General features: G+C 71.8%; 14 protein-coding genes. 7 read left to right on the plus strand and 7 right to left on the minus strand.

What is annotated here, in order from left to right:
- Positions 1-49 precede the first annotated feature (49 nt).
- Complete coding sequence (locus tag EDF40_RS11695) at positions 50-1279, minus strand: D-alanyl-D-alanine carboxypeptidase family protein (RefSeq protein ID WP_148053824.1); 1230 nt, start codon at positions 1277-1279, stop codon at positions 50-52.
- Between the two features lie 76 nt (positions 1280-1355).
- Between EDF40_RS11695 and EDF40_RS11700 the strand changes: the two genes are divergently transcribed.
- Together EDF40_RS11700 and EDF40_RS11705 are read left to right on the plus strand one after the other, a co-directional pair.
- On the plus strand, positions 1356-2450 hold the full coding sequence (locus EDF40_RS11700; protein WP_123339664.1) for an acetamidase/formamidase family protein: 1095 nt from the start codon (positions 1356-1358) through the stop codon (positions 2448-2450).
- Entirely contained in the window at positions 2447-4051 is a 1605-nt protein-coding gene (locus EDF40_RS11705; protein ID WP_123339665.1) for an AtzH-like domain-containing protein, read from the plus strand. The genes EDF40_RS11700 and EDF40_RS11705 overlap by 4 nt, the downstream gene beginning before the upstream one ends.
- A 35-nt stretch (positions 4052-4086) precedes the next feature.
- On the opposite strand, the gene EDF40_RS11710 is transcribed toward EDF40_RS11705, so the two are convergent.
- Positions 4087-4905, minus strand: a complete 819-nt coding sequence (locus EDF40_RS11710; RefSeq protein ID WP_123339666.1) for an RNA methyltransferase — start codon at positions 4903-4905, stop codon at positions 4087-4089.
- 268 nt (positions 4906-5173) lie between these two features.
- Between EDF40_RS11710 and EDF40_RS11715 the strand changes: the two genes are divergently transcribed.
- The 3 genes from EDF40_RS11715 (at position 5174) to EDF40_RS11725 (ending at position 7546) form a co-directional block, all read left to right on the plus strand.
- On the plus strand, positions 5174-6100 hold the full coding sequence (locus EDF40_RS11715) for a Sir2 family NAD-dependent protein deacetylase (RefSeq protein ID WP_260212943.1): 927 nt from the start codon (positions 5174-5176) through the stop codon (positions 6098-6100).
- Positions 6097-6735 carry a histidine phosphatase family protein gene (locus tag EDF40_RS11720; protein ID WP_123339668.1) on the plus strand — a complete coding sequence of 213 codons (639 nt, stop codon included), beginning with the start codon at positions 6097-6099 and terminating at the stop codon, positions 6733-6735. The genes EDF40_RS11715 and EDF40_RS11720 overlap by 4 nt, the downstream gene beginning before the upstream one ends.
- Positions 6736-6805: 70 nt before the next feature.
- The gene (locus EDF40_RS11725; RefSeq protein WP_123339669.1) at positions 6806-7546 is read left to right on the plus strand and encodes a hypothetical protein; all 741 of its coding nucleotides are present in this window, start codon (positions 6806-6808) and stop codon (positions 7544-7546) included.
- Between the two features lie 116 nt (positions 7547-7662).
- Here the strand turns inward: EDF40_RS11725 and EDF40_RS11730 are convergent, their stop codons facing one another.
- Entirely contained in the window at positions 7663-8736 is a 1074-nt protein-coding gene (locus EDF40_RS11730; protein WP_123339892.1) for a glycosyltransferase family 1 protein, read from the minus strand.
- Between the two features lie 5 nt (positions 8737-8741).
- Complete coding sequence (locus EDF40_RS11735; RefSeq protein WP_123339670.1) at positions 8742-9803, minus strand: alpha/beta fold hydrolase; 1062 nt, start codon at positions 9801-9803, stop codon at positions 8742-8744.
- Positions 9804-9916: 113 nt separating this feature from the next.
- On the opposite strand from EDF40_RS11735, the gene treS reads away from it, so the two are divergent.
- Positions 9917-11626 (plus strand): maltose alpha-D-glucosyltransferase, encoded by a 1710-nt coding sequence (treS, locus tag EDF40_RS11740; RefSeq protein ID WP_111084171.1) that lies wholly within the window; start codon positions 9917-9919, stop codon positions 11624-11626.
- 58 nt (positions 11627-11684) lie between these two features.
- Positions 11685-12428, plus strand: coding sequence for a 3'-5' exonuclease (locus tag EDF40_RS11745; protein WP_123339893.1), 744 nt, complete (start codon positions 11685-11687; stop codon positions 12426-12428).
- 79 nt (positions 12429-12507) lie between these two features.
- On the opposite strand, the gene EDF40_RS11750 is transcribed toward EDF40_RS11745, so the two are convergent.
- The 3 genes from EDF40_RS11750 to glgA form a co-directional block, all read right to left on the minus strand.
- Positions 12508-12756, minus strand: coding sequence for a type B 50S ribosomal protein L31 (locus EDF40_RS11750; RefSeq protein ID WP_017887280.1), 249 nt, complete (start codon positions 12754-12756; stop codon positions 12508-12510).
- A 108-nt stretch (positions 12757-12864) separates the two neighbouring features.
- Positions 12865-13647 carry an ABC transporter ATP-binding protein gene (locus EDF40_RS11755; protein WP_111083979.1) on the minus strand — a complete coding sequence of 261 codons (783 nt, stop codon included), beginning with the start codon at positions 13645-13647 and terminating at the stop codon, positions 12865-12867.
- Positions 13648-13656: 9 nt separating this feature from the next.
- The gene (gene glgA, locus EDF40_RS11760) at positions 13657-14856 is read right to left on the minus strand and encodes a glycogen synthase (RefSeq protein WP_123339671.1); all 1200 of its coding nucleotides are present in this window, start codon (positions 14854-14856) and stop codon (positions 13657-13659) included.
- Between the last annotated feature and the right edge of the window lie 44 nt (positions 14857-14900).

Consider the following 14900-nt stretch of genomic DNA (forward strand, 5'->3'; position numbering starts at 1 on the left):
CGTCCGACAGTACGGACTCCGCGTGGTGCGCGTCAGTGCTCCCGCACCGTCAGCCCTGGAACGGGTTCGTCCAGCGCCACCAGACGCCGGGGTCGTCGATCGTCCGCTCCAGCACGAGCGGCACCGTCACCGGGTCGTGGTCCGTCACCGTGAAGCGGACCTTCCCGACCCGCTCGCCCTTCGTCCCGAGGGTGACCTCGTCGAGGTGCGCCTTCGCCCGGACCTTCGTCTTGCCCCAGACCAGGACCTCGGCCGCCTTCGCGGTGACGGCGTCGGCCTCGTCCTGCCAGGGGGTGGAGAACGTGCCGAAGGTCTGGCCGGCGTGGGTCAGGGTGACGACCTGGAAGTTGTCGGCCACCGAGCGCAGCAATCGCTGGACGTCGACGTCGAGCGAGTCGTGGTCGACGCCGCCGAGCATCACGCCGATGACGGTGACGTCGCGGCCGCCGCGCTCGTAGGTCGCCGCGAACAGCAGGCAGGCGCCGGCCTCGTCGAGGGTGCCGGTCTTGATGCCCTCGATGCCGTCCATGCCGAGCAGCTTGTTCGAGTTCGTGATCTCGCCCGCTCCCGGCACCGTGACGTGCTCGGTGCCGACGATCTCCTTGACGACGGGGTTCGCCAGGGCCAGCTGCCCGAGGTCGACGAGGTCCGTCGCCGTCGACCGGTTGCGGGAGTCGAGTCCCGTCGGCTCGTGGATGGTCGTGTCGTCGAGGTGGTGCTCGTCGAGCCAGATCGCGGCAGCCTTCTGGTAGGCATCCATCGACCCGAAGGCCCACAGCGCCAACGAGCCGGCGTAGTTGTTCGCCGACTTCATCAGCATGACCTGCATGGTCTGGTACTCGGAGAGCTTCAGGCCGGACGGCATCGGCGCGACCTCGCCGTTCACCGCGAGGTACTTCGCGTACAGCCCCTGCATCTCGGCGTTGAACGCGACCGACGGTCCGGACTCCCCGACGCGCAGCGGCTTGTGGTCGAGCACCACCAGGGCTGTCACGATCTTGGTGATGCTCGCGATCGACCGCGGCTTCGTGTCACCGCTCGTGCGCAGGCTCTCCGGGAATTCGGTGGCCTCGACCGCGGTGGCGCCGTAGCCCGGGAAGCTCAGCGCCGGCACGCTCGACGTCGGGGCCGAGTACGTGGTGGTCGAGGCGCTCGCCGGACCGAACGGCACGACGGCCGCGGCCACGAGGTACCCGGCGACGAGCACGAGGACCGCGACGACGGAGATCGTCACGGGCCTCCGGACGGCGGAGCGGGGGCGACGGACGACTCGTGACACGGGAACCGAGCGTACCGGTGACGAGTCCCGCGTGGCTGCGAGCGGGCCGCGGTGTCGCGTGTGCAAAAGTGGCTCCGTGAGCACCCCCGCGATCCCGACCCTGCAGCCCGGCGCCGGCCCGATCCGGTCCGGCCACTACCTCCCCGTCGACCCGGACACGGTCCTGTGGGGTCGGCTGCCGAACGCCCACGACCGCCCGGTCATCACGATCGCGTCCGGCGAGGACGTCACGATCGACACCGTCAGCCACGAGGGGATCCTGCCCGACCAGGGCAGCGACCCCCGCGCGTACTTCGCGTCGCACGGCGTGGCCGCGGAGCACGTGCTGGACGACGCCGTCGCGATCGCCAGGAGCGGCCACCGGGACCCTGCCACCGACGGCCCGCACGTTGTCTCCGGCCCGATCGCGATCGCGGGCGCCGAGCCGGGCGACGTCCTGACCATGACGGTGCTCGAGACGCTGCCGCGGGTGCACTACGGCGTCGTGTCGAACCGGCACGGCCGCGGTGCCCTGCACGGTGAGTACCCGGTCGACGGCACGACGGTCAGCGTCTTCGCCGACGTGGTCGAGACGGCCGCGGGGCAGCGGGGCCGCATCCCCCTGACCGGCGCCCGCGACCGCTTCGCGCACTTCCCGCTCGCCCCCTTCCTCGGGATCATGGGCGTCGCCACCCCCGGCGAACGGTTGCACTCGGTGCCGCCGGGCCGCCACGGCGGCAACGTCGACGTCAACCTGCTGCAGGTCGGCGCGCAGCTGCACCTGCCGGTCCTGGTCCCCGGCGCGCTCGCGTACGTCGGTGACCCGCACTTTGCGCAGGGGGACGGCGAGGTCGCGCTCACCGCGATGGAGGCGTCGCTCCGCGCGACCGTCCGGTTCGACGTGACACCCGCCGCCGAGGCCGCGCAGCAGTTCGGCGACCTGGTCTGGCCGCTCGTCGAGACCCACGAGTTCCTCGTGCCGACGGGCATGGACCCGGACCTCGACGAGGCCGTCCGCGCCTGCGTCCGGCACGCCGTCGCGATCCTCGGCGCCCGCTGGGGCATGGATCCGCACCTGGCGTACGCCTACCTGTCGGCGGCGACGGACTTCAACATCTCGCAGGTGGTCGACCTGGTCACCGGCGCGCACGCGCGCATCCGCAAGGCCGACTTCGAGGAGCCCGCACGATGAGCACGCACGAGACGAGCACTGCAGCACCGGAGGGCTTGCTCGACGCGCTCGACGCGTACGAGGCCGCCCTCGCCGCGAACGACCTCGACGCGCTCGACGCCGCGTTCGTCGACGCCCCCGGCACGATGCGCGGTGACGACCGCGGCCTGCTCGTCGGGCACGACGCGATCAGCGCGTTCCGCGGCGCACGGGGTGGGGTCCAGGCCCGGTCGCTGACGCGCGTCGAGGTCCGCCCCCTGGCCGAGGGCCTCGCCCTCGTCGTGTCGCTGTCCGAGTTCGCGGCGGGCGGGCAGGGCCTCCAGACGCAGCTGTGGCGACGCGACAGCGACAGCGACAGCGACAGCGACAGCGACAGCGACCACGACAGTGACCACGACGGCACCACCGCGCCGCGCTGGCGCATCGAGGCAGCCCACGTCACCGGCCGCCCGAAGGCCTTCGACACCACCGTCTGGCGCGCCGTCGGCGACCCGCTCGTCGCCCCCACCGCGTCCGGACCGCTCGACGGGCTGACCGTCGCGGTGAAGGACCTCTACGCCGTCCCCGGGCAGCCCGTCGGCGCCGGCAACCCGACCTACCTCCGTGAGTCCCCCGTCCAGACGACGCCGGCAGCGGCCGTCGCGGCGCTCCTCGACGCCGGCGCCGCGATCCGCGGCATCGCGCGCACCGACGAGTTCGCCTACAACCTGACGGGACGCAACGAACACCACGGCACCCCACCGAACGGGGCGGTTCCGACCCGACTGCCAGGAGGCTCGTCCAGCGGATCCGCATCGGCCGTCAGTCTCGGCACGGCCGAGATCGGGATCGGCACGGACACCGCGGGATCGGTGCGGGTCCCCGCCTCGTACCAGGGACTCTGGGGCCTCCGGACGACCCACGGCGCGGTCTCCCGCGACGGGCTGCTCCCCCTCGCGCCGTCGTTCGACACGGTGGGGTGGCTCACCCGGAGCGCCGACGTCCTGCTCGCGGCGCTCGACGCCACGGTGCCGTCGGATCCGGACGCTCCTGCGGAGCCGGAGCTCCTCGTGCCCGCCGAGCTCCTGGACCTCGTCGAGCCGGCCGTCGCCCGGGCCTTCACCGCGTTCGTCGCCGGACAGGGCCACCCGATCGGCACCGTGCGGCTCGCCGACCTCGGGATCCCGCCCCTCGACGACCTGCGCGAACTGCTGCGCCTCGTGCAGGCCGCCGAGGCCGTCGCCGCCCACGGTGCCTGGATCGACGCCCACCACGGCGCCCTGAGCACCGTCGTCGGCGACCGGTTCGCCGCCGCCCGGGCGAACGACCCCGCAGCCACCGCCGACGCCGTCGCACGACTCGACCACGTCCGCGCGACGATCCGCACGGCACTCGCCGGCCGGACCCTGCTGTTCCCGACGGTCCCCGGACCGGCACCGCTCATCGCCGCCGACGGCGCGGCACTCGAACGCACCCGGACCGCGACGACGGCGATGACGAGCCTCGCGAGCGTCGGCGGCGTCCCGGCGGTCAGCGCCCCGGCGCTCACCGTGGACGGAGCCCCCGTCGGCGTGTGCCTGGTCGGCGAACCGGGCACCGACCGTGCCCTGGTGATCCGCGCCGGACGGATGCTGCAGGGCTGAGGCGAGCCGGGCCTCCCGGTCCGCCCGTGGCGTGGCTAGGAGGTGAGCCGCTGGGCCTGGGTGACCGCCCACAGTCCGACGGCGCTCGCCGCGGCGATGTTGAGCGAGTCGACACCGTGCGCCATCGGGATCCGCACCGTGGTGTCGGCAGACGCGATCGCGGCGGGCGTCAGCCCCTGCCCCTCGGTGCCCATGACGAGCGCGACCTTGCCGGGCACGTCCCGGGCGAACTCGGCGAGGTCGACCGACTCGTCGGTGAGCGCCATCGCGGCGAGGTGGAAACCCTGCGCGCGCAGTTCCTCGCCCGCAGCCGGCCACTCGCCGATGCGGGTCCACGGGATCTGCAGGACCGTGCCCATGCTCACCCGGACGCTCCGGCGGTACAGCGGGTCGGCGCAGCGCGGGCTGACGAGGACCGCGTCCGCGCCCAGGCCGGCGACGCTGCGGAAGACGGCACCGACGTTCGTGTGGTCGACGATGTCCTCGAGCACGACGACGAGCTTCGCGTCCCGCACCACGTCGGCGACGGTCGGCAGCTCGGGGCGCTGCACCGCGGCGATCGCGCCACGGTGCATGCGGAAGCCGGTGAGCTCCTCGAGCAGGGCGTCCGGGCCGACGAACACCGGTCCGTCGTGGTCCGCGACCAGGGGCAGCACGCTGTCGAGCCACTTCTCCTGCACCAGGATGCTCCGCGGGGTGTGCCCGGCACGGACCGCGCGTTCGATGACCGTGTTCGACTCGGCGATGTACAGGCCACCCTCTGGTTCGCTCACCCGGCGGAGCGCCACGTCGGTCAGACGGGCGAAGTCGTCGAGGCGGGGGTCGTCGAGGGAGTCGATGCGGACGGGGTGCACGGGGCTCGTTTCGGTGTGGTGCAGGTGGGCGCCGGTCGGTGTCGTGGCTTGCGTGCCGGCCGGTGTCGCGGCTGGCGTGCCGGCCGGTGTCGCGGCTGGCGTGCCGGCCGGTGTCGCGGCTGGCGTGCCGGCCGGTGTCGCGGCTGGCCCACCGGCTGGGAAGCGACCGGGACGGTCGGCTGTTGAGGGTACCGTGAACAGGGTGCTGGATGATGCTGGGTCGACGACCGGACCGCCCACCGGGGCGACGGCCGGTCAGCCGACCGGTCTGCCGACTGCCGCGGATCTCGACCGCGTGCTCGAGGTGCTCGCCGGCAAGCGCGTCGCCGTGCTCTCCGGCGCCGGCCTGAGCACCGACTCCGGCATCCCCGACTACCGCGGCGCCGGACGGGTCGTGCGCAAGCCGATGACCTTCCAGGAGTTCCGCGCCGACGCCGCCAAACGGCAGCGGTACTGGGCCGGCTCGCACCTCGGCTGGCGGAGCTTCGCGGCCGCCCGACCGAACGAGGGGCACCGGGCGCTCGCCGCCCTCGAGGACGCCGGTGTCGTCACGGGCGTCATCACGCAGAACGTCGACGGCCTGCACCTGCGCGCCGGGTCCCGCCGCGTGGTCGAGATCCACGGGTCGATGGACCGCGCCCTGTGCCTGACGTGCGGGCAGGTGTTCTCCCGCGCCGACCTCGCCACGACCATCGACCGCGCCAACCCGTGGATCGACGAGCCCGGTTCGGTGCAGCTGCAGCCCGACGGCGACGTCGAGATCACCGACGTCGAGCGCTTCGTGGTGCCGGACTGCTCGGTGTGCGGCGGCATGCTCAAGCCCGACGTCGTCTTCTTCGGCGAGTTCGTGCCCACCGAGAAGTTCCACGAGGCGGTGTCGATCGTCGCCGACGCCGAGGCGCTGCTCGTGGTGGGGTCGTCCCTGACGGTGAACTCCGGCGTGCGGCTCGTCGACCACGCTGCCCGCCGCAAGAACCCGGTGGTCATCGTGAACCGCGGTGCAACCCGCAGCGACCGCCGTGCCGCCGTGAAGCTCGACGGCGGGACGACCGAGACGCTGGTGCACCTGGCCGAGCGGCTGGGGTCCGGTCCCGCGGCGGCCGGTCCCGCGGCGGCCGGTCCCGAGGCGGCCGGTCCCGAGGCCTCTGGTCCCGCGGCGTCTGGTCCCGCGGCGTCTGGGATGATCGACGGGTGACGACGCTCCTGTACCTGGTCCGGCACGGTGAGACCGACTGGAACGCGCAGCGCCGCATCCAGGGTTCCACCGACATCCCGCTCAACGACACCGGACGGCGACAGGCCGCCGAGGCCGCCGAACTCCTCGCCCGCCGGCAGTTCGACGCCGTCGTCGCCTCGCCGCTGTCCCGCGCCGCCGAGACCGGGGCGATCATCGCCGACCGGCTCGGGCTCGCGGCGCCCGTCACGTACGCCGGGCTGGCCGAACGCTCCTACGGCGAAGCCGAGGGGCTCACCGACACCGAGGTCACGGCGAAGTACCCGCACGACGACATCCCGGGCCGCGAGTCCCGGTCCGCGCTGCTCGCCCGCATCACTGAGACGCTCGGTGAGATCGCGGTGCGCTTCGACGGCGGGGTCGTGGTCGTCGCCACCCACGGCGCGGTGATCCGGAGTGTGGTCAACGAGGCGGCGCCCGGCACCGCCGACCGGCACGCCACCCCGATCCGCAACGGCTCGATCCACTCGTTCCGCTGGGACCCCGAACGCTTCCACGCGGAGCTCGTCCGGTTCGACGACCCGATCGACGACGTCTCGGACGGGCCCGGGCGGTACGCGTTCGACTACCAGAACCCGCTGGAACGCCGGGGCTGACGCGCGCCGGCCGCGGACGGGGCGGCGGTCCTGCGACTAGGCTCCGACGCACCCGAACCAGGGGGGCGACATGGTGACCGACGGAACCGACCCGGGTGGCTCGCACGCCGCCGACCGGCAGGAGGACGACCTCGACCGTGCCTTCGGCCCCGAGACCGCCAGCGTGCAGACCCGCACGATGGGACAGCGGGCCCGCACCTGGCTCGTCATCGGCGGCGGTACCGTCGTCGTCGCGGGCGTGATCGCCCTCGTGCTCGGCACCATCATCGGCAGCGTGCAGACCGGCATCGGCGGTGCGTTCCCCCGGCCGGACCTGGCACTCGACCGCCTCGACGACCGGCTCGCCGACGTGCCCGGCGTCACCGAGGTCCGCCACCACGAGCCCGAGAAGACCGGCTTCGCGAGCTACGACGCCACCGCGACGATCACCGCCGACCCGTCGCTCGATGCGGCTGAGCGCACCGACCTCGTCGAGACCCTGAGCCGCGCGACCGACTCCGCTGGCGGCAACGGTGTCCGGGTCGCCGCGATCGCCGACCTCGGCACCCTCGAGGTGGGCGTCTCCGACTCGCGGACGGTGACCGCGAAGCGCCTGGTGCTGGCGGACACGCTCGACCACATCGGTGGGGTCACGGCCGTCCGCTGCTCGTGGGTACGCGGTGGCATCCCGTCGGACCTCGCCGCCGACCAGGCCATCGTCGTCCGTACCCCGGGGCGTGGGGCCGCCGTCCCGCCGATCGTGGCGCGGGTGACGGAGGAGACGCACAAGGTGTTCCCCGGGGCGAGCGTCGAGGTGATCGCCGCGAAGTAGCGGTGGGCCGGTCGCGTGTCCGACGCAGAACGACGAATCTGATGTCGTACGACGTCGACGATGTCGCATCGCATCGCATCGACCGACGCGCCCCGCCCCCGCCCACCTGCGCCCCGCTACCGCCCGCGCCGGTCGGCCACGGCCCGCTCGACCGCCCGCACGACCTGCTCCGCCGAGTCCTGCCACCGGAACCGCGCGGCTCGCTCGACCGACTGCGCCGAGGCCTCGTCCCACCGCTCCTCGACCCGCCGCACCGCAGCCGCCACCGCCGACGGCGACGCCGGGTCGAAGTACTCGGCCGCATCGCCCCCGATCTCGCGGAAGATCGGGATGTCGCTCACGACGACCGGGGTCCCGACGCCCATCGCCTCGACCAGCGGGATGCCGAAGCCCTCGTCGTACGACGCCGTCGCCAGGGCCGTGGCGGATCGGAGCACCGACAGGTACTCCTCGTCGGTCGCACCGTCGTGGAACACGATCGAGCCGGCCGGCGCGAGCCCCTCGATCCGTGCGCGGTCGGCGTCGGACACCCGCGACATGCAGTGCAGGGTCCAGTCCGCTCCGAGCAGCGGCAACGCGGCCGCCAGCGTCTCGACGTTCTTGTACGGCATGAACGAGCCCATGTAGACGAGCGAGCGCTCGCGCGGCGCACCCGCCGCACGCGGGGTCGCCGGATCGGCAGCGTTGTACGCCACCGTCACCGGACGCTTCGTCAGCCGGTGCTCGGCGATGAGCCCCGCGGTGGTCTCGGACACCGTGACCACCCCGTCGGCACCGTTCAGCAGGACGCGCTGCGGCACCCACGACAGGTGGAACGCGCGCCACCCGAGCCGGAGCGGCCACGAGAACTCGCGCGGAGGCGTCCGGTTCCGGTAGTAGATCAGGTCGTGCAGGGTGAGCACGAGCGCGTAGTCGCGCCCCCGTGAGCCCATCGTCTGCATCGGCGAGAACACCGCGTCGAGGCCGAGCCGGTTCACCCGTCGTGCGACGAGCGGCTCCCCCGCGTCGGTGGGCGCCGGCAGCAGCTCCCACGGCAGGTCGCGCGGCAGGGACTCGAGCTGGCGCTCGTCGTGGACGAGCAGCACGACGTCGTGCCGGTCGGGCAGGTTCCAGGCCACTCCGGCGGTGAAGCGGCTGATGCCGTCGTGCCGACCGATCCGCACGTACCTGCAGTCGATGCCGATCCGCAGGCGCGTCACGCGTCGGTCTCCTTCGCGTCACTCACCGTCGAGTCGTCCGAATTCGGCGCGCTCGCCTTCGTCGCCGACGTCTTCGTCGCGGTCGTCGTCGTCGCGGTCGACCGGGAGGCCCGTCCCGCCCCCGACGGTCGGCCTGCCTTGGTGCCGCGGCCCCGTCCAGGGCGCGCGGCCGTGTCCGCCATCCGGCGCAGCACCGCCGCAGCGGCCGGTGCCGGTGTCTCGTAGTGCACCAGGTGCCCGACCCCGGGGATGACCACGAGTTCGGCATCGCGCAGGCGGGCGGCCAGGGCGCGCTGCTCGGGGACGGCCGTGATGTCGTCGTGCTCCGCGGCGATCATCAGCACCGGCACGTCGATGCGGTCCGCGTACTCGGACACGTCGTGGGTGACCGAGGTCCGGAACGCCTCGAGCACGCTCGTGCGGTTCGCGAAGGCCGAGAAGTACCGGTCGTGCTGGTCGTGCACCCAGCGGCGCATCCCGCGGTCGTGCGACTTGAGCATCGCGATGCTCATCACCCGCACGATGGCGGCGTTCCGCAGGATCCCGAGCCCGATCGGCTTCGGCAGCACCGCGCCGGCCTTGTAGTAGCCGATCGCGATCCCGGTGCCCACCGCGCGGGGCCCCTGCAGCGCCGGGGCGGCGATCGGGTTCACGAGGACGAGCAGCCGGGTGTCGAGCCCGGCGGCGACGGTGGCGGACACCACGATCGACCCGAACGAGTGGCCGAGGACGACGGCGTCGCGGCCGAGCCCGAGCGCCTCGTGGAACGCGCGCAGCCAGCCGACGTACGACTCGATGTCCGACACCGGCAACGGGTCGGACACGCCGAAGCCGGGCAGGTCGGGCACGATCACGCGGACGTCCTGCAAGTGCGCGGCGATCGTCTCGAGGCCGTGGTGGTCGCCGCGGAACCCGTGCACCGCGAGGACGGTCTGCGTCGCGTCGGACGGCCCGTACTCCCAGTAGTGCGTGGTGCGGCCGTCGACCTGCACGGACCGGTGGACCACCGGTGTGGCGGCCATGAGTGACTGGTACGGGGAGAGCACGGGCGGTTGCATCGGCGCCAGTCTACGAAGACAACCGCACGAAACCCCGGACACCCGCAGCATCGCGCGCCTATCGTGTCCGGGGCGGGCCGTCGACCGGCCCGTCGATGACGACGAGGAGCACGGTGACCTTCACAGCCCCGATCCAGCTGCCCGGCCTGACGCTCGACCCGCAGTGGTACAAGCGCTCGGTCTTCTACGAGTGCATGATCCGCTCGTTCGTCGATTCGAACGGCGACGGGATCGGCGACCTGCAGGGCGTGATCGGCAAGCTCGACTACCTGCAGTGGCTCGGCGTCGACGCCCTGTGGTTGCCGCCGTTCTTCCAGTCGCCGATGCGCGACGGCGGGTACGACATCGCCGACTACAAGGCGATCCTGCCGGAGTTCGGCACGCTCGACGACTTCCGCGAGCTCGTCACGAAGTCGCACGAGCGCAACATGCGCATCGTCATCGACATGGTGATCAACCACACCAGCGACCAGCACGAGTGGTTCCAGCAGTCCCGCGAGGACCCCGACGGCCCCTTCGGCGACTTCTACGTCTGGCGGGACACCGACGAGGAGTACCCGAACATCCGGGTCATCTTCGTCGACACCGAGGAGTCGAACTGGACGTTCGACCCGGTCCGCCGGCAGTTCTTCTTCCACCGGTTCTTCTCGCACCAGCCCGACCTGAACTTCGAGAACCCCGCGGTGGTCGAGGCCGTGTACGACGTCGTGCGGCACTGGCTCGACCTCGGTGTCGACGGTCTGCGGCTCGACGCGATCCCGTACCTGTTCGAGTCCGAAGAAGGCAACGGCGAGGGCGAACCGGAGACCCACGAGTTCATCAAGAAGATGCGCGCGATGGTGGACGACGAGTACCCCGGCCGTGTCCTGCTCGCCGAGGCGAACCAGTGGCCGCGCGAGACCGCCGCCTTCTTCGGCACCGACGAGGAGCCCGAGTGCCACATGGCGTTCGACTTCCCGGTGATGCCCCGCATCTTCTACTCGCTCCGTGCCCAGCACGCCAAGGAGCTGTCGGCGATCCTGTCGGAGACGCTCGACGTGCCGTCCGCGGCAGCCTGGGGCGTGTTCCTCCGCAACCACGACGAGCTCACGCTCGAGATGGTGAGCGAGGAGTACCGGCAGGCCATGTACGGCTGGTACGGCTACGACCCCCGGATGCGCTCGAACATCGGCATCCGGCGCCGGCTCGCTCCCCTGCTCGACAACTCGCGTGCCGAACTCGAACTCATCCACGCGCTGCTGTTCTCGCTGCCGGGCTCGCCGTTCCTGTACTACGGCGACGAGATCGGGATGGGCGACAACATCTGGCTGCCCGACCGCGACTCGTCCCGTACGCCGATGCAGTGGACCCCCGACCGCAACGCCGGGTTCTCCACGGCAGACCCGGGCAAGCTCTACCTGCCCGTGGTGCAGTCGCTCGTGTACAACTACGCGCAGGTCAACGTCGAGGCGCAGCTCGCCCAGTCCCGCTCACTGCTGCACTGGGTGCGCAACGTCATCCACGTGCGGAAGGCCCACCCGGTGTTCGGGCTCGGGACCCTGCACGTGCAGGAGACCTCGAACGAGTCGGTGCTGGCGTTCGTGCGCTCGTGGGAGGGCTCCGGCCAGCAGTTCGGGCCGTCGGCGGAGGACGTCCTGTGCGTGTTCTCGTTCGCCACGAACCCGACGTCGGTCACGGTGTCGGCTCCCGAGTTCGCCGGTCGGCCGCTCTACGACCTGTTCGGCGGCGGTTCGTTCCCCGCGTTCGACGAGGACGGGACCGTGACGTTGACCCTCGGGACGCAGTCGTTCTACTGGCTGCACGTCGGCGCGCCGGTCGGGTAGCACCGATCGTGTCGGTGCGTCCCGTTAGCCTGACCGCGTGACGTTCCCCACAGCACAGCTGGATCCGACAGCACAGCTCGACACGCCCGCCCCGGCGCAGGACCTCTCCGGACGCCCCTGGTGGCACGCCCTCGGCGTCTTCGACCTCGAGACCACCGGTGTCGACGTCGAGACGGCGCGGATCGTCACGGCGCACGTCGGCCTCATCGACATGACGGGTGCATCCATCGCAGAGGGTGCGTGGATCGCCGACCCGGGCATCGCGATCCCCGAGGGCGCCGCGGCCGTGCACGGCTACACCACCGAGCGCGCCCAGGCCGAGGGGCGTCCCGCGGCCGAGGTCGTCGCCGAGATCATCGCCGCGATCGAGGCGGTGTTCGCCCGCGGCATCCCGCTGGTGATCTACAACGCCCCGTACGACCTGACGGTCCTCGACCGCGAGGCGAAGCGGCACGGGTTCGCCTCCCCCGTCATCGGCAACGTCGTCGACCCGCTCGTGATCGACAAGGCCCTCGACACCTTCCGCAAGGGCAAGCGCACGCTCGAGGCAGCGTCCGAGCTGTACGGCGTCACCCTCGACGACGCACACGACGCCGGCGCCGACGCCATCGCGGCCGGTCGGGTCGCCCAGGCCATCGCCGGCAAGTACCAGGACGAGCTCGGCATCTCGGCAGAAGAGCTCCACCGCAAGCAGGTCGGGTGGTGCGCCGAGCAGGCGACCTCGTTCCAGGAGTACATGCGCAAGAAGCGCGACCCGTCCTTCACCGCCGACGGTCGCTGGCCGCACCGCAACGGCGCCTGACCCGCGCACCGGCCGTACAACGCAGAACGGGCGGTCCTCCCGAAGGAGGACCGCCCGTTCCGACGTGCTGTGAGGCTGCTTACTTGGAGAAGCCCTTGAAGCGCTGGTTGAACTTCTCGACGCGACCGGCCGAGTCGAGGATGCGCTGCTTGCCCGTGTAGAACGGGTGCGAAGCGGACGAGATCTCGACGTCGATCACCGGGTAGGTGGCACCGTCGAGCTCGATCGTCTTGTCGCTGTTCGCGGTCGAACGCGTCAGGAAGGTCTCACCGGAGGCCAGGTCACGGAAGACGATGGCGCGGTACTCGGGGTGGGTGTCGGTCTTCATGGAGTTTCCTCGATAGCGGTAGCGGTGGTGGGATTGCGCGAGATGCGCGGGAAGTCATCGGCTTGCGCCAGCCGTCAACGTTACCAGACGGACGGCACGATCGCAGCGCTAGGACGCGCGCGCCGTGTACCGACCGGCGTCCTTCGTGACGGACAGCGCGATGCCGAACGCCTCGGTCAGGGTCTGGTCGGTCAGGACCTCGTCGATGGGCCCGGCGGCCTGCACGTGGCCGTCGGCGAGCACCAGCGCGTGGGTGAACCCGGCGGGGATCTCCTCGACGTGGTGGGTGACGATCACGATGGCCGGCGAGTCGGCGCTCTGGGCGTAGCCGCCGAGGGTGCGGACGAGGCTCTCACGGGCACCGAGGTCGAGCGAGGCGGCCGGTTCGTCCAGGAACAGGATCTCCGGGTCGGTCATGACGGCACGGGCGATCTGGACGCGCTTCTGCTCGCCGTCGCTCAGCTCGCCGAAGGTGCGGTCGGTGAACGACCCCAGGCCCCACTCCTCGAGCACGCGCTGGGCACGGCGGACGTCGAGCTCCTCGTACTCCTCGTTCCAGCGACCCGTGACCGAGTACGCGGCCGTCAGCACGACGTCGATGACCTTCTCGGTCACCGGGATGCGACGGGCCAGGGCGGTCGACGCGAAGCCGATGCGCGGGCGGAGCTCGAACAGGTCGGCGCCGCCCAGCTCGGTGCCGAGCACCTCGACGTCACCCGAGGTCGGGAACGTCTGGGCACCGGCGACCTGCAGCAGCGTGGTCTTGCCGGCGCCGTTCGCGCCGAGCACGACCCAGCGTTCGTCGTCCTGCACCCCCCACGAGATCGAGTCGAGGATGGTGGCCCCGTTGCGGACCACGGAGACGTCTGACAAGCGCACGACCGAGGGCATGCGACCAGCCTACGGGTTCCGGCCGAGCACCTCGTCGTAGACCTGCCGTGTCCTCGTGGCGATCGCGTCCCAGGTGAACTCGGACTCGACGCGCAGGCGTCCGGCGCGGCCCATGAGCTTCGCGAGCCCCTCGTCGGCGAGTACCTCGTTGAGGGTCGCGGCCAGGTCCGCCACGTACTTGTCGGGGTCGGTCGGGGTGCCCGTGCCGTCCTGCGCCTGGTCGATCGGCACGATGCGACCGGTGAAGCCGTCCGCGACGACCTCGGGGATGCCCCCGGTGCCGGTGCCGACGACGGGGATGCCGCACGCCATGGCCTCGAGGTTCACGATGCCGAGCGGTTCGTAGATCGACGGGCACACGAACACGGTGCCCGAGGACAGCACGTTCACGATCTCCTCGTGCGCGAGCATCCGGTCGATCCAGACGACGCCCTCGCGCTGCTCGCGCAGGCCCTCGACCAGCCCGGTGACCTCGGCGAGGATCTCCGGGGTGTCCGGGGCACCGGCGCACAGCACGATCTGGACGTCCTCGGGGAGCGACGCCACGGCACGGAGCAGGTAGGGCAGGCCCTTCTGCCGGGTGATGCGACCGACGAAGACGACGCTGGGGCGCGATGGGTCGATGCCGAGGGCGCGGACGGCGTCCTCGTCGACCTGCGGCTTCCAGGCGTCGATGTCGATGCCGTTGTAGACGACGTGCACCTTCGCCGGGTCGATCGACGGGTACGAGCGCAGGATGTCGGCGCGCATGGCCTTCGACACCGCGATGACGCCGTCGGCGTTCTCGAACGCCTCGCGCTCCATCCAGCTCGACAGGCGGTAGCCGCCGCCGAGCTGCTCGGCCTTCCACGGGCGGAGCGGCTCGAGGCTGTGCGCCGTGACGACGTGGGGGATCCCGTAGGTCAACTGCGCGATCCGGCCCGCCGAGTTCGCGTACCAGGTGTGCGAGTGCACGAGGTCGGCGCCCTCGACGTCGGCGGCGATGGCCACGTCGGTACCGAGCGCCTGCAGCGCGCCGTTCGCCTGCTCGAGGCCGGCCGGGGTGCGGTACCCCCAGACGTCGGCTTCGTCGCGGAACGCCCCGAACGCCCGGACACGGACGTCGGTGTCGGTCCCCGACCGCAACGCAGCGGTGAGTTCGGACACGTGGACACCCGCTCCGCCGTAGACCTCCGGCGGATACTCCCTGGTCAGTAGATCGACTCGCACGGGTTCAAGGTAACCGGTTCCCAGTGCTGACGCCTACTGTGAGC

This window comes from Curtobacterium sp. PhB170, assembly GCF_003752345.1.
Lineage (GTDB): Bacteria > Actinomycetota > Actinomycetes > Actinomycetales > Microbacteriaceae > Curtobacterium.

Bases quoted from the DNA above. Each gene is read 5' to 3' on its own strand.
- EDF40_RS11705 (WP_123339665.1), top strand. From the start codon at position 2,447: ATGAGCACGCACGAGACGAGCACTGCAGCACCGGAGGGCTTGCTCGAC.
- EDF40_RS11725 (WP_123339669.1), top strand. From the start codon at position 6,806: ATGGTGACCGACGGAACCGACCCGGGTGGCTCGCACGCCGCCGACCGG.
- EDF40_RS11735 (WP_123339670.1), bottom strand. From the start codon at position 9,803: ATGCAACCGCCCGTGCTCTCCCCGTACCAGTCACTCATGGCCGCCACA.
- EDF40_RS11750 (WP_017887280.1), bottom strand. From the start codon at position 12,756: ATGAAGACCGACACCCACCCCGAGTACCGCGCCATCGTCTTCCGTGAC.
- EDF40_RS11755 (WP_111083979.1), bottom strand. From the start codon at position 13,647: ATGCCCTCGGTCGTGCGCTTGTCAGACGTCTCCGTGGTCCGCAACGGG.